An 18,915-nucleotide genomic window follows, 5' to 3' on the forward strand; every position below is an offset into this window, starting at 1 on the left:
TCTGTATGCATAATATCATGAACTTTTCTTTGGACTAACGTACAATACAAAAATTATTGTACTTTTTGTGGGTGTTAAGTATTTATGCGTTTTTTAGTTGTATTACTTTTTGTTTTATTTTCATCAGGTTGTGCCATTACCAAACAACCAGCAGAACCTTTGGCTATGCCGTTAAAGCCAGCATTAACAACGCAAACATATCAGCTTAAATACCAAACACAGCATGCTTCACCAAAAGTGAAGTCGGTGCAATTGCCTGCACACAAAGTTTTACAAAATCAAACTGTAAAAATAATTACCGATAAAGCAAGTGTAACCGACACTCTACTATCGCAAATAAGCCAAGCACTTAACGATAAACAGCTTAAAGTTACGAGTAAAAATAACAGTGATTACACGCTGACTATTCAAAAGCTCGACTTAACATTTAAAGAAAACACACAGTATTCAATTACCACACCTGAAAAGCCATTTGTCTTGTTTGAAAATATTGCAAAGCAATACCCAACGCAGCAATGTGCATCTATTTTTGCAGAAGTTAATATGCGTTTAACACACAAAGCGTCTGGCGATGTGGTGTGGTTTGCAACGTCGTCAATAGATAGTGCCAGCTTTCACCGAGAGCCGCTAATTTACAGCTTAAGTGAAGAACAAAGAATTACAAACGAACTAGAGGTTGTTGCATTTATCCACCAGCAAAACACAGAAGAAGCACGTTTAGCTAGAGTGGGTAAAGAGGTTAAAATCCCTGAGTATCAAATGCTGTCTAAATTATCTAGCCTAAGTAAGTTAAGTGGTCCGTGTAGCCGCACAGAAGTCAGTGCTCTAACACCTATGATGCAATTTTACTTAAGCAGTATCTTAATAGATAAAATTAAAGTTCAGTAAAAGTAACATTTGCTACATTTTTTTACAGATTAAGGGTACACCTTAACAATATACTACGCACTATAACAACAAATAATCAGGCTCAACGTGGATGAAATATACCTTACTTAACCGTACTCTTTTTAGTATTGTCTTGTTCAGTTTGAGCCTTATAGCGACCTCAGCCCAAGCAAGTAATCGTTATTATGCAGACAACACCCTTGAGCCCACTCAAGGCTTTGCATGGGACTGGAGCGCAGGGGCAAGTTATTTTGTAGAAGATACTTACCTAGTCGGCACTAATGCCTACGACACCGATTTAGAGCTCGATTTAAGCCTTGCTGTATCATACGACCGATTTTATCTCGACTTTGACCATAACCAACTCAGTGGTGGTCTTATTATCGGCTACAGTATCATTGATAAGTATGATTGGGGCTTGGATATACTAGGCACGAACACCCAAGCAGGCTTTGACGAGAAAGGCCTTGGCTTTTATAACAGTGGTGTAATTGCAGAGCTTGATGGCATAAAGTCTCGTCGCTATGATTTTGGGGTTGGTCTAAGGCTTACACGCCGATTCGAAAACTCTCAAATCTCATTTGAATACCTTTATGATGTTTCTGGCGCCCATAACAGCTGGGTTGTTAACACCTTCTTTAGCCAAATTTTACCGTGGCGAAACTGGGAATTTAGATCCGGTGTTGGCGTAAGTGCTTATTCAGCTGATTTTACAAATTATTATTTTGGCATTGACCAAGAAGAAGTAGCCGAAAACCGACCTTTTTATGATGCACATGCAAGTACCAGCCTAATATTTGAATTTCATGCTGAATACCCAATAAGCCAAGATTGGGTTTTTCTAGCTGGCTTTCTTTCCACATGGTTTTCAGCAGAAATCGACGACAGCCCAATTATTTCTCAAGGGTATCAGCATAAAGCCAAGGTAGGCCTACGTTATGTTTTTTAGATGGTTTTGTTTGCTAATAATTTTTCCTGTATCAGCACTTGCACAATCTAGCGATGCACAAAATACTTTAACCGCGGTTCCTGATACGTGCGTAGCTCTTCGTGAAGGCCGCGATTGTTATGCCGACGTTGTTATTACGTGGCACCAACCCATTATTGGTAATTATTGCCTACGCGATGCAACATCAAAATACATTATGCAATGTTGGCTCAAACAGCAACAAGGCACATTAAATTACGCGTTTGATTCTAAGCAAAGTATCGCATTTGAACTATTTGATAGTAATACATCAAAAATAATTGGCACTGCAGAAGTAAAACTTCAGTGGGTATATCAAAACAGACAAAAAAAGCGTCGCTGGCGATTATTTTAGCCACTGCATTAAGGATAATTTATGGATAATTACGGCACTATTTTATTAGTAGAAGATGATGCATCATTGGCTCAGTGGGTAGCCGAATACCTAACTGAACAAGGCTACACTACACATGTTTGTCACCGAGGTGATGAAGTTGTCAGTCAGGTAAAAACCTTGAACCCAAACATTGTCCTACTTGATATTATGTTACCTGGTCAAGATGGCATTAGTGTATGTAGAGAACTTCGTAGCTTTTATAATGCGCCTATTATTATGCTTACAGCACGTGATGAAGAAATGGATGAAGTTATAGGTTTAGAGGTAGGTGCGAGCGATTATATAATGAAACCAGTACGCCCGCGCGCTTTGCTCGCTCGTATAAAAGCGGCGCTTCGTCAAAGCAGTGAGCCCAATAAATTGGAAAAAGTAGAAAGCACAATTTCGGTCGGTTCGCTTAATATTAATACCGAATCGAGAAACGTGAAATTTAACGGCCAAGACGTTAATATTTCCAGTGCAGAATATTTACTTTTGCATTATTTGGCAAGTAATGCGGGCCAAGTTGTATCACGTGACGCGGTTTTTAAAGCCACTAAAGGACGTGAATACGACGGACTTGATAGAAGTGTCGATGTGCTTATTTCTGCACTAAGAAAAAAGTTTAGCGACGACCCACAAAACCCTGAAAAAATTAAGACAATTTGGGGGCGTGGTTACTTGCTCGTCTCTACTGCATGGTAACTTACAGCTGTATGCTTAAATGAAAAAGTTTTACATATCACTACTTGGCAGCGCACTGGTATCTATTGTGGTTTTAGGGTGGCTTATAGACGCCTTTAGCCAGCAAACACACACCCCACAAGACGAATTTAGTGTGCAAAGCAAAATGATGATGGGGTTTAGTAAGCAACTGGCAAATATTCCCACCTCTGAACGTGGCGCATATGTTAAGCAGCTAGGTGAAGAGTTTGATCTATCAATCGATTATAAACCTAATGAATCACTTGCTTTACCTCCTTCATTATTACTTCAAATGCATGCTGTCGGCGGATTGATTTTAGAAGATCAGCAAGGTTTTTATATGCTGTATAGCAACCAAGCGCTAAACCCCTTTCATATTTCTATGCGACTTAAAAAAAGCGCAGACACCGATAAACGAAATAATATATTTTTAACTTTGCTTTTTTATGCTGGCTTATGCATTTTAATGGGATTCATTATTGCGCCACTCGCTAAGCGACTAAGTGTACTCAATGAGGCTGCTAAACAGTTTGCATCAGGCAATACACAAGCCAGAATTAACGCCTCGCATTTCACGTATATAAGAGATGTAGAGTTAACGTTTAACCGTATGGCGAGCCAAATTGAAAAACTTGTCGCTGAGAATAAATTAATGGCATCAAGTTTATCGCACGATATACGCACCCCTATTGCCTGTCTTCGCTTTGGCTTAGATGCCGCCTTAGATACCCATGATGAGAAAAAAATAAAAACCTATTTAGAGCGTATGGAAAACGATTTAGATCATATGGAATCCATGCTTAAAAGCTACTTAGCGTTTGCAACACTTGAGCAAAACGCAAACAAATTGACGTACTCTTCTACAAATATAAAGCATTACCTTGAAAACATTTTAGTTCAGCTTGCCCCAAAGTTAGAATCACAAATGCTAAGTGTTGATCTTAATAGCTCAACTGACATTATTGTGGCCGACCTTCATTGGTTAGCACGTGCAATTACAAACCTGCTGACCAATGCCTGCGATTTTGCCGAACAATATATCTACTTGAGCGCCAAAGTTCACGAACGCCAACTTATCATAACTGTTGAAGATGATGGCCCAGGGATTGCCCAAGAAAACTTTAAAAATGTATTAAGCCCATTCTTTAGAGAAGAAGATCATAGAAACCGCGCAGATAAAAGCTATGGCCTTGGCTTGGCTATTGTTGAAAAGGTCGCTGACTGGCATAACGGTACTATTACTGTTAGCAAAAGTAAGCACTTAGGCGGAGCCTGCTTTACCCTTAGTATTACCCAGCATTATAAATCGTAAAGTATAAATTACGCGGTGTAATTAACAGTTTTAAAACAAAATCAACCCATTAATTTTAATCTACTCCTAACATTTACTAAAAACAGCGCATTAATCACACCACTGGAAAACTAAATTATGTGGGATCAGCAAATAAGCACTTTTTATTTTTTTACATTTCCAGTAGATTGTCAGCGCCGTAAAAAAACAGAGAAGTATAATAATATGAGCGCAGTTAGAGGCGAGTTTAGTTCTCGCTTTGGATTTATTATGGCCGCCGCCGGCTCTGCCGTAGGTTTGGGCAACATATGGGGCTTTCCCACACAAACAGCCAGTAATGGTGGTGCCGCATTTTTAGTTGCCTATTTAGTGTTAGCTTTCTTTTTAGCTTATCCTGCGCTAATGGCCGAACTCATGATAGGTCGACACGGGCAAGCCAACGCCGTCGTTTCTTTAACTAAAGTATCTAACAAACCTTGGCAAAAACACTTTGCATTTATTGTCGGCTTTGGGGGTATTTTATGCGCCGGCTTTATACTTAGTTTTTATGCTATTGTTGCAGGTTGGATGCTCAGCGCAACAGCCCAACCTATCGCCGCCTTGGCCGGAGCCGACGCAGCATCAACCTGGCTAAGCGAGCAATCACTTACTCGCAATGTTATTTTTACCCTTGTTTTTATTGTTTTAACAATAGCAATCATTAGCCGTGGTGTTGAAAACGGTATCGAAAAATGGTCAAAGCGCTTGATGCCCGCTTTATTGGGTATTTTATTTTTATTAATTGCTTATGTACTGACTCAAGAAGGTGCAATGGAAGGGTTAAAAGCCTACTTGTTACCTGACTTTTCGTCTATTTTTGACACCCAGTTGATTGTTAGCGCATTAGGTCAAGCGTTTTTCTCATTATCGCTTGGCACAAGCGTTATGATTATATACGGCTCGTATATTAGTAAAAAAGAAAACCTAGTCTCTCTCGGTGCATACGTAACGTTAATTGATGTGTTTATTGCCTTTGTTGCTGGTTTACTTATTATTCCTGCTATGTATGTAGCTCAAGCACAAGGTGTTGAGATATTTTCTGCCAGCGGAAAATTGCTCTCAGAAGATACTTTAGTATTTCAGGTATTACCCGCTTTATTTGAAGGTATGGGCAGTGTAGGTTTATTTGTTGGCTTTGCATTTTTTGCCCTAATGAGTATAGCTGCGCTCACTTCGTCAATATCAATGCTTGAAGCACCTGTTTCCTATGCTGTAGAACGCTTTGCCTTGAAGCGCATTCAAGCAACGTGGGTCATTGGCGCCTTGATAGCAGTTGTTAGCATTACGATTGTGTGTAACCTAGGCGCATTATTTGGTTTAGTGATCACACTTACCACTAAGGTTGCGCAACCATTACTTGGCTTAATGTGCTGTATTTTTGTAGGCTGGATTTGGTACAGAAATTCATTACTACAAGCCATTCAACAGGGCAATCCCGAGGTACAAACTACGCTATTTTGGAAAATATGGCCTTGGTATACTAAGTTTGTGTGCCCTATCGCAATAGGTGCTGTGTTTGTCCACTCGTTATTAAGCTAACAACAACTCATATAAAAGCCCACACTTGTGGGCTTTTATATGATTATAAATTTAACTAGACGTTGTTAATTTTTAGTACCATATCTTGATGCGGTATACCGTCCTCTAAATATGCATCCCCTGTACACTTAAAACCAAATGACTCATAAAAGTCCAACAAATAGGTTTGCGCACCGATAACTATGTCCCGTTCAGGCCAATGCGTTTTACAACACGCTATTGCCTGTTCAACCAATTTACTAGCGATCCCCTTTCCTCTGTGATGCTCACTAACTAAAACACGTCCAATTGCGCTGTACTGTCCGTTTTTTTCATAACAACGAGCGTAGCTCATTAACTGCATATTATCTAACGTATAAATATGCTGAGTAGTTTCAGAAGTATCAACATCATCCATCTCAGGGTAAGGGCACTTTTGCTCTACAACAAATACGTCTACGCGCCCTTTCATAATTGAAAACAAGGTATGAGGGGTCAGTTTATCAAATGGTTCACAGTTAAAATGCATGGTAATCCTTAAGCAAAAACCCAGCTGAAGCTGGGTTTAGTATCTCTATAGTACGAAATGAAAATAAAATTACATTCATCGCTGTACAATATAAAAAGTATTAAGCGAATAAACGCTCTAACTGATCACATAACTGAGACAAGTTTACATGGTCATGTTCAATGGTTACATCAATATACCCATCGCCTCTAAATGCACGATCAAGCTCAATTAAAACGTGAGTTTTGTGGGCTTCTGGTACAAATGACAACTCGATTTCTTGAATTCCAAATAAGCTTCTGCTGTTAGGTTTATATTCAAGCTCTTGGTAACACCCTGAAACAGAAGCAAACGTAGAGGCACGTAAAAAACCTTTTTCAACATCGGCTTTAGATAAACTAAACCCTAATTTATCCATTGCCTGCATACACGTTTTAACTGCTTCATTTGGATAAATATGAAGATGGTCTTTATCTGTTGGATCTAATGCTAAGTCAATATCTAATCCGGTTTCTATCCAAACATGGGACTGGTTGTAACCTGCGTTAATTTCAGTGATCGGTGTTTCTGAATGCAAACGCGCTTCAAAAGGTATGCTTTTTACGTCACCGGGTTCCAACTTACCTATATCGGTAATTCGCCATTGATCAATTACATGATTAGTAAAATAATCACCTTCATCACCAGCCACTTTAACACGGGTCATTAGTAATAAATCTAAGCCTGCAATTTCTTGGCTAACGTCACCTGCTGTAATGACAATATTAGCGTTAAAAAGTTGTCCTGGTTGCAGATGTTCAGTCTCTAAAATAGTGTCAACTTTTGCTGCACCAATACCAACTGATGCTAAAATTTTTTTAAACATATAATTCTCCTTAAGCTGAGCCGCTCTTAAATATGCCCTAACTTAAACGTCTTCGTTACCTCATCTTAACCATAATTAAAAGCCGTTGTCAGTTTAAAAGTAGGATTTAAATGCTTTTAACGGTTAAATATGCATGATTTGTGCGTTTATTATCCAAACAACGTGTTAAAAGCGACTAAATAAACAAAGCTCAAGTGTTATATTTAATTTTCATTAATCGCTGTTTTTAGCTACACTGCAATACCAAATGATGTAATTTTAAGTATTATGGAACTAATCTACTTTGCTACCGCATTTGTGTGTGGTTTTGCCATTTATCAATTAAAACTTCCCCCTCTTATTGGCTTTTTACTTGCGGGCTTTGCGCTGAATCTAGCAGGTTATAAAAGCACAGAATTACTTGATACAATCGCCGCATTGGGCGTTACTTTATTGCTGTTCAGTATTGGCTTAAAACTTAAAGTAAAAAGTTTAATAAAACCCCAAGTGTGGGCACCTGCTTCCCTTCATATTATATTTAGTAGCGCTATTTTTAGCGGTTTCATGTTGTTATTAGGTGTGTTTGCCCTACCTCTTTTTGTTGACTTAAGTTGGCAAAGTGCCTTATTGGTCGGCTTTGCTCTTAGCTTTTCAAGCACTGTATTTGCTGTAAAGGTACTAGAAGAGCGCGGTGAAATGGCAAGCCTACACGGTAAAATCGCTATTGGTATACTTGTAATGCAAGATATTTTTGCGGTTATATTTTTAGCTATTAGTACAGGAAAAGTACCGAACATTTGGGCGCTGGCTATTATTATTGCCTTGCCTTTAATACGCCCTATTATGTATTTTATGCTCAACCGTTCTAAGCATGGTGAACTGCTGCCCTTATTTGGTTTCTTTTTTGCGCTTGTTGCTGGTTATAACGCATTTGAATTTGCAGGCCTTAAAGGTGATTTGGGTGCGCTGATCATAGGCATGATGTTTGCCCCACATAAAAAAGCGGGCGAGCTATCAAAATCCTTACTCAACTTAAAAGATATTTTACTTGTCGGTTTTTTCTTAAGCATTGGTTTAAATGCTGAACTAACAGTTGATTCGCTTATCATTGCCATTGTGCTTATTTTTGTACTCCCTATTAAAGTTATTCTTTATTATGTGTTTACTAACGCGTTTAAATTACGTGCACGTACCTCGCTACTTACCGCATTTACCTTATCTAACTACAGTGAATTTGGCTTGATTGTATGTGCTGTTGCAGCTTCAACAGGTATTATTACCCCTGAATGGTTAGCCGTTATGGCTATTGCGGTATCTATTACCTTTGTTATTGCCTCACCCCTTAACAAACGCTCTAATGAATTATATGTAAAAGTAGAAAGCTGGTTAGTAAAGTTTGAAAGCAAAACACGCCTAGCCGAAGAATTACCAGTAAACCTTAATGATACAAAAATTGTTATTTTTGGTATGGGCCGTATTGGCACCGGTGCTTATGAAACTATCAATACGACTCACCCCAATTTAGTAGCGGGTATAGATATAAAACCCGAAGTTGTCGATAAACATATAAGTAGAGGCCGTAAAGTACTGATTGCAGACGCTACCGACCCTGACTTTTGGCAACGTGTAAACCACTCTCACGTTGAAATGGTCATGTTAGCAATGCCAAAACACATGCAGAACATTTTTGCATTAGAGCAGCTTCAAGCGTCAGGTTACACAGGGCAAGTTACTGCAATTGCAAACTACCCAGATCAACAAAAAGAGCTTGAAAGTATGGGTGTGCACTCAACGTATAACTTTTACTTAGAAGCCGGTAGTGGTTTTGCTGAACATGTAAAACAAGAATTGTTTGGTGAAAAATAGTATTTACTATGTGTAAAGGCACAAAAACAATTCTTTTTTATTAGTAAATAAATAAAAAGCAATTGTATTTACATTCCTTTACAAGTGCATGCACCACGTCTGCAAAAAACAGGTAAACTGTCTTCGTTGGTTAAATATAACCCATGTTAAATACAACCTAGTTAGACTCCAGCTAACAAAAGTTGTGTCGGGCTTTTTACACCAACAAAAATTCTTAAATCAGAGGGCCTACTCCCTCACTCAATAGGCTGTTTCTTGCCCGTCACAGCCTATTTTATTACTCTAAAATACCTTACACTAACCCCATTGATACACTTAAAAGCAAACCTATGGATCCGGAACAATTAAAAATTGCCATAAACACTAAAATGCCGTTTGGAAAATATTCAGGTCGTCCATTATTATTACTTCCCGAACCTTACTTAGTTTGGTTTAAACAGCAAGGTTTTCCAGATTCAAAACTAGGCAGTCAGTTAGCTATGATGTACGAGGTTAAGCTAAATGGCTTAGAGCAAATGCTTATGCCATTGCTAGAAAAAAAATAAAATTTTACGAAACTATTTTATAAATTGGCGGTCTATTTAATTGCTACTTGTTGATTTTGGTTTTAACCACAAAAAAAGCGCCTTTTGGCGCTTTTTTTATTTTTTAGTTTTGCTCTATGGGTAAGCTAATAATGAACTTTGCTCCACCTAAAGACGAATGTTCAATACGATAACTTCCCTGATGCCAAGCAATAATTTTTGCAACAATCGCTAACCCAAGGCCAATCCACCTGTTTTTTTGCCTCTACTTTTATCAAGCCGCGTAAAGGGCTTAAATACGTTTTCTCGCTCTATTTCAGCAATGCCCCTGCCATCATCTTCAATTACAAACTGTACTTCGTTATGCTGAGTAACAAGCGATATTTTAACTTGGCTATTAGCGTATTTAATTGCATTACCAATTAAATTTTAAAAAGCGCGCGCCATAAAATGCGGATCACATTGGTAAATCAGGCTGCTTGGTAATGCTTCATCCAAATTAATTTTCTTATCAAAATTAAGCTTTTCAACGCTAACTTTTATTAACTCAACCAAATCAGTTGGGTATGGTTGTAGGCTAGGTTGTTGAGAGTCTAGTTTTGCGTAGTCAAGCATCTCAGAAACTAAACTTTCAAGCTCATTAATATCGCTGTTCATATTAGCAATATAAACTTCACTTTTTTCATCTGATAAACGTTCATCTAGCATTACTGTTGCAAACTTTAAGCGAGCTAAGGGGGTTCTAAATTCATGAGAAACCGACGAAGTCAGCTCTTGTTGAGCGTTTAATAAAAAACTGATGCGTTGTTGCATTAAACTGAGTGTTTCAGTAATTGGTAAAAAAAACGACTTGGAAGTATCAGAGAGTTGAAAGTCTTGAGCACCTTCAACGGCTTTACATGCATTACGCAATTTAGAGAAGTCACGCCAAAGTAGAAAGCTCCATAAGCCTACAGGAATCCCCACAATAGTGAGCAATAATACGTATGGCCATACAGAGGTCGTTACGGGGGTATCTAATCCTATAGGCCCTACCTGCAAAAGCTCATTGTCATTGAGGGTAATATACCAAACAACTCGCTGTTGTTTATCATATAAATATAAGTAGTGATGACTATTTAACTGAACCAGCTGTTCTTGAGGTAGTGCTAAATCAGCACGACTAATAACAAGGCTTTTGTAGTGCTCCTTTAATTTTGCTAATCCATTGGGTGTTTGTGAAAGCAGCCAAAGCGACTGCCCAAATTCGTCATCAAGAAAAACGTGCTGTCGCGATTCATCATATGGCCATAATTGTTCTATAACACCGCTAACAACAAACAATGAAACCACAATATAAATATATAAACTTGCAAACAGCTTTCCCATTAATGCCTATTAACCTTGTATTTAAAGATCCCACGCATCGGAAACAAATAAGTAGCCTTGACCCCATACTGTTTTTATACGAAATGGCTTGTCGCTATTATCACCCAGCTTTTTACGGATACGCGACACTCGAACATCAACGGTGCGATCGAGCCCGTCATATTGGCGACCAATCATATGTTGATGTACATGCTCTCTACTAAGCACTTGGCCAGCGTTTGAGGCTAACAACCAAAGTAACTCAAACTCATGCGACGTTAACACTATCTCTTTGTCAGATAATTGCACTATACGGCTGGTCTTATCAATGATTAAATCACCAAACTGTAATTCTTCGCTCGTTTTTGTCACTGTTTGACCACGGCGTAATAGCGCATTGACTCTTGCGAGTAACACACGAGGCTCAGCTGGTTTAATAACATAATCATCTGCGCCAAGTTCTAAACCCAATACTTGGTCAAAATCTTCGCTTTTAGCGGTTAACATTAAAATTGGTAAAGAAAACTTATCACGCACTTGACGACACACGCTAAATCCATCTTTGCCCGGCAACATAACATCTAAGATCATTAAATCGGCGTGATTATTTTCTAAATAACCAAACACCTCATCACCACGCTCTAAAACTGCGACTTCTAATCCATTATGTTCAAGGTAATCTTTTGTGAGTTGCTGTAAACCAAGATCATCTTCAACAAGTAGAATTTTTGGCATTGATTGCTCCTAAATTAAAAAAAGCTCCATGGTGAACGAAGCCGACGCCTACTTTTTTGTACATGAGTACTTTGTACTTCAACCTGTGCTTTAGCTATTAACACGCCAGATTCCGAATTGATTAAGGAGTATATGGTTTCGACCTGAACACGCGCTTTATAATTAAACTCTCCTGCGCGCTGCTGTTGCCAGCAATGTATCTTTTTACTCTGTTCATATATGCAAACATCCCTCACCACATCGCCCTGCCATTCAAACTTTAAATCAAGATCGCAAAAGTCCTGTACCTGAGAAATGACACATACTTTGGGTGACACAGTAAACGACGCAGCTTGCGCATTACTGAGGGGGATAAGTAGTGGCGCTAAAAATAAAATGACCATTAATTGTTTCATATTAAAAAGTGCGTTCGAATCCTATAAATGCAGTCATTGAATAGTCACGCTCTAACAGCGGACTATCATTAATAGCCGAGTAGTCATAATAAGCTAAATGGAAACGAACAGAATATTCATCTCTTAAGGGTAATCGCCCATCAATTTTTGCATAAGGTTGCCAACTGCTGGCAACCTCAACATCGCCCAATAAAGTTTCGCCGTCTTTAAGGCCATAATAATAGGTATTTAGTTCCGCAGATTTATAATTTAAACCAAACGATGGTTTAATATTTACGGGCCCAAGTTGAGTATGGTATTGCCACTGTAATGCACCGCGAACACCGTTATAAACATTTGTCACATCATGCAGTAATTGAACAGAAAACACTTGGTGATCACTCACATAATGATAAGCAAGCCCTGTGTCTAGGGCTAGGTTGCGTTTATGTAGGTCATTTAAATTAACATTTTTTACTGATGAGGCCTCTGCAGCCTGCAAATAAAAAGGGCTATCTGCACTGCTGCTTTGCAGCGTAAGCACATTACTTGGATGCCAATCTATAAAAAAACGAGACTCAGTATTAAGCTCGCTAACAACGTTAAATTGGTGTTTAGAAGTTTGAAGTAAAGAATAGCCTAAACGACCATTATCAAAAAACCAATCTTCAGCATAAAACGCTATTTGAGGAATAACGACTAAAGGAACATTATCACCACCACGCAAAGGATTAGTGATCACACCGACCCCTGCGTTAATACTAAAAATTAGCTGATGAGATTGAACATGCTGCTCTGAGAACTCTTGATCCGAATGCGTATTTGGCTTGGCACTTAATGTAAAACAAGTGAGCAAAAAATTTAAACAAAGAATGGTAAATAGAAAGAAATTAAACCGCATCAGCGTAAATCAGAACATAAAATTATTCATTTACGGATAGTAACAAGGTTACCTAAAACTATCTGTAGCTGATTACAATCATTCACACTTTTTATACACAAAATAAAAGTTTAAACCCCTTATAAAAATTAGATATCAGGGGCTATTTCTACTCGGTTGCGTCCATGTGTCTTAGCAATATAAAGTGCTCTATCGGCACGCTCAACCAGCACTGAGCTTTTTGTAAACGGTCGTAGCATAGCTAAACCAAAGCTTGCTGATATTGCACGCTTGTTGTTTACATCTTGTTTTTTACGAATAGCTAATTTCGCAATTTCTTGCCTTATACACTCAGCAAAAGCAACTAAATCATTTATGGTGTCAAAATAAGCAGTAATACAAAACTCTTCCCCGCCGTAGCGATACACTTTTGCTTTGTCGGTTAAGTTTTCTTTTACTTTTTTTGCCACTAGCTTAATAACTTCATCGCCTTTTTGGTGGCCAAAGTCATCGTTAAATCGCTTAAAGTGATCAATATCAAACATAATCAGTGCAGCAAGGGAGCTTTCTGTCGTTTGCTCTGAGTACTCACGGCAAAAGTCATTAATATCAGAGTCAAATTTACCTCTGTTATAAAAACCTGTTAATGGGTCTGTGTCGGCAGCTTCTTTAGAAAGATTAAGCGCTTCTTTTAAGTCTTTAATTTCATTATATGCAACCGATAACTTTGTTTGAAATTCGCGAGCAGAGTCTTGCATTGCAATAGACTCATCAGTCAATCGCTCAACACAACCAAGAATATCGTTAAAAGAGTTAGTATCTATCAGGTTGTTTATTTCGTTCTGCGAGTCAATCAGTGAAGTACTGAAACTTTTAGAATGACCAAGTGTGATACTTATATCTTGCTGGATATTTTCAACCGTATTATGAAATTTATCCGACATTTCCTGAAAAAGAGCTAAATCTTCATCACTAAGGTGCTTATCAAATATTTCTTTTGCTTTACTTTGAGTGCATGTTTGGTGCTCTGAAATAACTTGATCTAATTCAATGTTTAAAGACGGTTTATTACCCTGAAAATAGCAATACCAAATAGCATAATTAATAGGTGTTACCGGCATACGGTACTTCACCATCATGGGTACTGCTTTTTTTAAATACTGAGCGGAATGAGAAAGTGATACAGCATTATTCATAAAGAACTCTCAAGCGTCATTTTTATTATTAGCATTCAATGTTAAGTAATAGTAAACCTTTACGCAAGCCATAATAATACTATTTTATGAACTTATTTAACGGTAAAAAAATCTAAATCGCTTTTGCGTCTAAAGTTTGTGCAATATTCCACAAAGCACTAATAGCGGGGTCGTTGAGCTCTTTTCTTAAAACTGCTAAGCCAATGTCAAAGCCTTCAGGGGCTTGCATTTTTGGTGTGAGTATCTGTACTTTGTTTTTTAGTGGGCTGTTATCTAATACTATTTTAGGAACCATTGCTACACCAAATCCTAGGCTAACCATAGACACCATTGCCTCATGCCCCGCCACTTGTGCATAAATTTTTCCGTGAATATTGTTTTTTCGCCACCACATTTCTAGGCGCTGCCTAGAAAAGCCTTGTTCTGGCACAATAAACTCTAATTCAGACCAATCAAGCTCTGTATTGTTTGATGTTAATTTTTCAGTAATCGTACATTGAACTTTTGGCCCAATAAGCACTAATGGTGAATGGCCTATATCTACAAAAGCAATTTGCGCGGGTAATTTTCCAGGTTTAGCTGCTATTGCCATTGATTCATGACCATCCAGCACACGGTTTATAGCTAACGCAGGGTCGCCCGTATTTAAGGTTATTTCTATATACTGATGCTGCGCTCTGAGTTGCTCTAAAATTTGATGCAAAAAACTATAAGACGCGGTAACAGAGCAATAAATACTGACTTTTCCATAAATATGTTGCTGTGGCTCTTTCACATTAGCTTTAAATCGTTGCCAGTTAGCAAGGGTAGCAGTGGCGTAATCAATAAAAGACTCTCCCTCTTTTGTTAATTTTACACTGCGGTTATCGCGCATAAATAGCGCAACGCCCACCTCTTCTTCTAGGTGTTTAATATTACGACTTAATGTAGGCGCACTCACATGGCAAAGCTCACTTGCTCTAGCAAAGTGCAGTGTTTTAGCCAACGCTAAAAAATATTTTAAATGCTTATGATCCATAGCAACACCAGTATTTCATATTTTGAAATACTTTAATTCAAATATATCATTTTACGCAAGTAACATTTTTAAATATGGTGTTTACAAGCGCTAAATACAGCGCATCTAACAAACATATTTATAGGACACTAACAATGGCGAATTACTTTAATACCTTACCTTTACGCGAACAATTAGCGCAATTAGCGCAATGTGAATTTATGGACGCAAGCGAATTTACAGACGGTGTTAACGCACTTAAAGGTAAAAAACTAGTTATTGTAGGTTGTGGCGCACAAGGTTTAAACCAAGGCCTTAACCTACGCGATTCAGGTTTAGACGTGTCTTATACGTTACGCGATTCAGCTATTGCTGAGCGCCGCCAATCATTTTTAAACGCATCTGAAAACGGCTTTACTGTAGGTACTTACCAAGAGCTAATTCCAACAGCTGACGTAGTACTTAATTTAACGCCAGATAAACAGCACACAGCAGTCGTTAACGCCATCATGCCGTTAATGAAGCAAGGTTCTACACTTGCTTACTCACATGGCTTTAATATTGTTGAAGAAGGCATGCAGGTTCGCGAAGATATCACTGTAATCATGGTTGCACCTAAATGCCCAGGTTCTGAAGTACGTGAAGAGTACAAACGTGGCTTTGGTGTACCAACACTTATTGCCGTTCACCCAGAAAACGACCCACAAGGTCATGGCCTAGCACAAGCTAAAGCCTACGCTGCTGGCACAGGTGGTGACCGCGCAGGTGTGCTTAAATCGTCATTCATTGCTGAAGTTAAATCAGACCTTATGGGTGAGCAAACTATTTTATGCGGCATGTTACAAACGGGTTCTATTTTATGTTTTGACAAAATGATTGAAAAAGGAATTGATGCAGGTTACGCATCTAAACTAATTCAATTTGGTTGGGAAGTGATCACAGAAGCTCTTAAATACGGCGGCGTAACAAACATGCTTGACCGTTTATCTAACCCAGCAAAAGTGAAAGCATTTGAACTTAGTGAAGAGCTAAAAGTTATTATGCGTCCACTTTATAATAAGCACCAAGACGACATCATCGACGGTACATTTTCACGTGTAATGATGGAAGATTGGGCAAACGATGATGCTAACCTTCTTAAATGGCGCGCAGAAACAGCTGAAACTAATTTTGAAAAAACACCCGCTGGTGATGTAGAAATTTCAGAACAAGAATTCTTCGACAACGGTATTTTGATGGTCGCTATGGTTAAAGCAGGTGTTGAACTTGCATTCGAAACTATGACAGCGGCTGGCATTATTGAAGAGTCTGCATACTACGAGTCGCTTCACGAAACACCACTGATTGCTAATACCATTGCACGTAAAAAGTTATTTGAAATGAATCGTACTATTTCAGACACTGCTGAATATGGGTGTTACTTATATAACCATGCTTGCTTACCATTACTTGCTGACTTTATGAAAAATATTGACACAGATGTAATTGGTAAAGGCTTAGGTGAGCAAAGTAACCAAGTAGACAACAAAGCGTTAATTGAAATTAATACAGCGCTGCGTGAGCACCCGGTTGAAATAGTAGGCGCTAAATTACGTGGCTATATGTCAGCCATGAAAAAAATTGTTTAACGTTATCCTTTAAGTTTCGCTTGTTAGAAACCAAGCTCACATGCTTTGCGTGTGGGCTTTTTTATGCCCTATAGTTTAGTTAAAAAAGGGCTATTTTCATGTTCATTCGCATTATTTAACTCTAAATAAATTGTGTGCTAACATCATATTCTACTTCGTTGTAAAAAATTATTATAAAATGATACAAAAACTCTCTATTACCCAAAAAATCACAGCACTTGGCAGTGGCATCGCTATTTTTGTTGCAGCACTCATTGGTATTACATCGTTATACAGTTCTGAAGATATAATAGAACAACGCATGATTGAGTCAGAGCTACCAGGTAAGTTGCAAACAATTAGTAACCACATTGGTGGTGAAATAAATATGCTAATTGGTGCTGCAGAGCAACTCTCATCTAACGAGTTTATTTTACAATGGTCACAAACTAATAATAACGATGCATTGCTTTTAAAAGAGCTTAACCGCTTGGTAGAACAATACGACCTAGCCACTGCATCGTGGGCTAACCGAAACACCGCACAATACTGGAATCAGGATGGTTTTTTACGCGTATTAAAAAACGATGAAGCCGATGGGTGGTTTTTTGCCTTCAAAGAATCAAGAAAACCCTACTCTATCAGTATTTACCAAGAGTCAGTGAACGACGTAAAAATGTTCATTAACCACCAACAAGTAAATGGTAAAGGTTTGGCAGGGCTTGCAAAAAGTATTACTGACATGCAAAAGCTACTGCAACAATTTAAAATTGAGCAAACAGGGTTTGTATTTATTGCTGATAAAAGCGGCCTTATTCAATTGCACAAAGATTCGAGTAAAGTAGCAAAAGCAAACATTGACTCGGTTTATGGATCGAATATTAGTAATCAAATATTAAGCTCGAATGGCTTTAAGTTAAAAGAAATCGACCTCGATGGCCAAGCCACTCTCGTAGCAGCGACCCCGATAGAAAATACTGACTTATTTATTGTGGCTCAAGTGCCAAAAAGTGAAGTATTTGCAAGTGTAAGTACGCTTCAGTGGCAAATATTTACATTTACTTTAATCATTGCCTTAATTGCTAGCCTAATTAGTTACTTATTAGCGCGTTCGTTGTCTTCGCCGTTATTTAAAATGGGCGAATTATTCTCTCGTTTAGGTTCTGGCGACGCAAACTTAGCATACAGGTTACCCGAATCAAGCCAAGCCGAGCTTAATAACTTAAGTGCGGGCTTTAATCAGTTTATTAGTAAAATTGAAGTGGCCATTGGCCAAGTTGCCACAGAAAGCCACGATATAAAGCGCAGTTCTGACCATGTGTTTGAACAAGCTAAACGTAATTCTCAGGCTATAGACAGCCAAAAAGAACAAACTATTTCTGTAGCCGCAGCCATTAACCAAATGGGTGCAACTGTTCAAGAGATTTCTCAAAGCGCAGCTAACGCCGCCAAACTTACCGATAGCAGTCGCGAAAACACAATGCAAAGCCACAATCAGGTAATGCAAAGCCAAGCAACTATCTCTGCGCTTGCAAGCGACATTGACGGCATAACAGAGCAAGTGTCACTGCTCTCTAAAAAGACGGTTGATATTGCCAGTATTATTGATGCGATTCGCAGTATTTCAGAACAAACAAATCTATTGGCGTTAAATGCGGCAATCGAATCTGCTCGTGCTGGTGAGCATGGCAGAGGGTTTGCGGTTGTTGCCGATGAGGTAAGAGCGCTGGCAAACCGCACTTCACAATCAACTAACGAAATTCAATCAATGATTGAAGAGCTGACCCAAATATCAGATGACGTAGTAAAAGATATTAGCCAGTCAAAAGATAAAGCGCAGCAAAGTGTGGGGGCCATGCAAAACTCCGTTGAGTTACTTGATGTGATTAGCGAAACATCTAATCAAATAAATGACATGGCAACCCTAATTGCAACGGCTACCGAACAACAAAGTAATGTAGTCGCCGATGTAGGGCGTAACATTGAGCAAATTAGCGAAATTAGTGACAACGCCATGAGTGAGCAGATGAATACTGAGCAAGCTATTCGTGACCTAGCAAGCAGCGCTCAAACATTAGATGCCTTAGTGGCAACCTTTGAAAAGCACCGTTAAAACCTCTGAACTATACCGATTCGCTTAATCAATGATCCCAATGGGTTGATATCAACGCGAATTGGTATTAAACACCTCCTCTAAACAAAATTGCGACTACAATTAGTTTGGAGGTGGTTATGTTGTGGTCAACTAATTCC

17 protein-coding genes and 1 pseudogene are annotated in these 18,915 nt (G+C 38.6%); 10 read left to right on the forward strand and 8 right to left on the reverse strand.

Going from position 1 to position 18,915, the window contains the following annotated elements:
* Positions 1-84: 84 nt before the first annotated feature.
* The 6 genes from CWB65_RS06390 to CWB65_RS06415 all read left to right on the forward strand — a co-directional run bounded on the left by CWB65_RS06390 (position 85) and on the right by CWB65_RS06415 (position 5,805).
* Complete coding sequence (locus tag CWB65_RS06390; RefSeq protein ID WP_138740196.1) at positions 85-888, forward strand: hypothetical protein; 804 nt, start codon at positions 85-87, stop codon at positions 886-888.
* Positions 889-979: 91 nt separating this feature from the next.
* Positions 980-1,837 carry a MipA/OmpV family protein gene (locus CWB65_RS06395; protein WP_008127970.1) on the forward strand — a complete coding sequence of 286 codons (858 nt, stop codon included), beginning with the start codon at positions 980-982 and terminating at the stop codon, positions 1,835-1,837.
* Positions 1,827-2,210: a DUF3019 domain-containing protein gene (locus CWB65_RS06400; RefSeq protein WP_138740197.1), complete on the forward strand. Its 384-nt coding sequence runs from the start codon at positions 1,827-1,829 to the stop codon at positions 2,208-2,210. The genes CWB65_RS06395 and CWB65_RS06400 overlap by 11 nt, the downstream gene beginning before the upstream one ends.
* Before the next feature lie 21 nt (positions 2,211-2,231).
* The gene (locus tag CWB65_RS06405) at positions 2,232-2,936 is read left to right on the forward strand and encodes a response regulator (RefSeq protein WP_006793914.1); all 705 of its coding nucleotides are present in this window, start codon (positions 2,232-2,234) and stop codon (positions 2,934-2,936) included.
* Between the two features lie 19 nt (positions 2,937-2,955).
* The gene (locus tag CWB65_RS06410) at positions 2,956-4,248 is read left to right on the forward strand and encodes a sensor histidine kinase (RefSeq protein ID WP_138740198.1); all 1,293 of its coding nucleotides are present in this window, start codon (positions 2,956-2,958) and stop codon (positions 4,246-4,248) included.
* A gap of 204 nt (positions 4,249-4,452) precedes the next feature.
* Positions 4,453-5,805, forward strand: coding sequence for a sodium-dependent transporter (locus tag CWB65_RS06415; RefSeq protein WP_006793916.1), 1,353 nt, complete (start codon positions 4,453-4,455; stop codon positions 5,803-5,805).
* 55 nt (positions 5,806-5,860) lie between these two features.
* Here the strand turns inward: CWB65_RS06415 and CWB65_RS06420 are convergent, their stop codons facing one another.
* Together CWB65_RS06420 and CWB65_RS06425 are read right to left on the reverse strand one after the other, a co-directional pair.
* Complete coding sequence (locus CWB65_RS06420) at positions 5,861-6,313, reverse strand: GNAT family N-acetyltransferase (protein ID WP_138740199.1); 453 nt, start codon at positions 6,311-6,313, stop codon at positions 5,861-5,863.
* 100 nt (positions 6,314-6,413) lie between these two features.
* On the reverse strand, positions 6,414-7,157 hold the full coding sequence (locus CWB65_RS06425) for a sporulation protein (protein ID WP_008128459.1): 744 nt from the start codon (positions 7,155-7,157) through the stop codon (positions 6,414-6,416).
* A 267-nt stretch (positions 7,158-7,424) separates the two neighbouring features.
* Here CWB65_RS06425 and CWB65_RS06430 point away from each other — a divergent pair, with 267 nt between their 5' ends.
* Together CWB65_RS06430 and CWB65_RS06435 are read left to right on the forward strand one after the other, a co-directional pair.
* On the forward strand, positions 7,425-9,002 hold the full coding sequence (locus CWB65_RS06430) for a cation:proton antiporter domain-containing protein (protein ID WP_138740200.1): 1,578 nt from the start codon (positions 7,425-7,427) through the stop codon (positions 9,000-9,002).
* Between the two features lie 329 nt (positions 9,003-9,331).
* Positions 9,332-9,547: a DUF3820 family protein gene (locus CWB65_RS06435; protein WP_006793920.1), complete on the forward strand. Its 216-nt coding sequence runs from the start codon at positions 9,332-9,334 to the stop codon at positions 9,545-9,547.
* A 103-nt stretch (positions 9,548-9,650) separates the two neighbouring features.
* Here CWB65_RS06435 and CWB65_RS06440 read toward each other — a convergent pair.
* From CWB65_RS06440 to ilvY, 6 genes and pseudogenes are all read right to left on the reverse strand, one after another.
* Positions 9,651-10,894, reverse strand: a pseudogene (locus CWB65_RS06440) (ATP-binding protein).
* 21 nt (positions 10,895-10,915) lie between these two features.
* A complete protein-coding gene (locus CWB65_RS06445) occupies positions 10,916-11,608 on the reverse strand; it encodes a response regulator (protein WP_006793922.1) in 693 nt (230 codons plus the stop codon).
* A gap of 14 nt (positions 11,609-11,622) precedes the next feature.
* Positions 11,623-12,003 (reverse strand): DUF3019 domain-containing protein, encoded by a 381-nt coding sequence (locus tag CWB65_RS06450; RefSeq protein ID WP_171047574.1) that lies wholly within the window; start codon positions 12,001-12,003, stop codon positions 11,623-11,625.
* 1 nt (position 12,004) lies between these two features.
* Complete coding sequence (locus tag CWB65_RS06455; RefSeq protein ID WP_138740201.1) at positions 12,005-12,724, reverse strand: MipA/OmpV family protein; 720 nt, start codon at positions 12,722-12,724, stop codon at positions 12,005-12,007.
* A 287-nt stretch (positions 12,725-13,011) separates the two neighbouring features.
* The gene (locus CWB65_RS06460; protein ID WP_138740202.1) at positions 13,012-14,058 is read right to left on the reverse strand and encodes a GGDEF domain-containing protein; all 1,047 of its coding nucleotides are present in this window, start codon (positions 14,056-14,058) and stop codon (positions 13,012-13,014) included.
* Positions 14,059-14,170: 112 nt separating this feature from the next.
* The gene (gene ilvY / locus CWB65_RS06465; RefSeq protein ID WP_138740203.1) at positions 14,171-15,076 is read right to left on the reverse strand and encodes an HTH-type transcriptional activator IlvY; all 906 of its coding nucleotides are present in this window, start codon (positions 15,074-15,076) and stop codon (positions 14,171-14,173) included.
* A 134-nt stretch (positions 15,077-15,210) separates the two neighbouring features.
* Here ilvY and ilvC point away from each other — a divergent pair, with 134 nt between their 5' ends.
* Entirely contained in the window at positions 15,211-16,683 is a 1,473-nt protein-coding gene (ilvC, locus tag CWB65_RS06470) for a ketol-acid reductoisomerase (protein WP_010557222.1), read from the forward strand.
* A gap of 178 nt (positions 16,684-16,861) precedes the next feature.
* On the forward strand, positions 16,862-18,775 hold the full coding sequence (locus tag CWB65_RS06475; protein WP_138740204.1) for a methyl-accepting chemotaxis protein: 1,914 nt from the start codon (positions 16,862-16,864) through the stop codon (positions 18,773-18,775).
* Positions 18,776-18,915: the final 140 nt, after the last annotated feature.

Origin of the sequence: Pseudoalteromonas sp. S554, assembly GCF_005930865.1 — a bacterium.
GTDB lineage: Bacteria > Pseudomonadota > Gammaproteobacteria > Enterobacterales > Alteromonadaceae > Pseudoalteromonas > Pseudoalteromonas marina.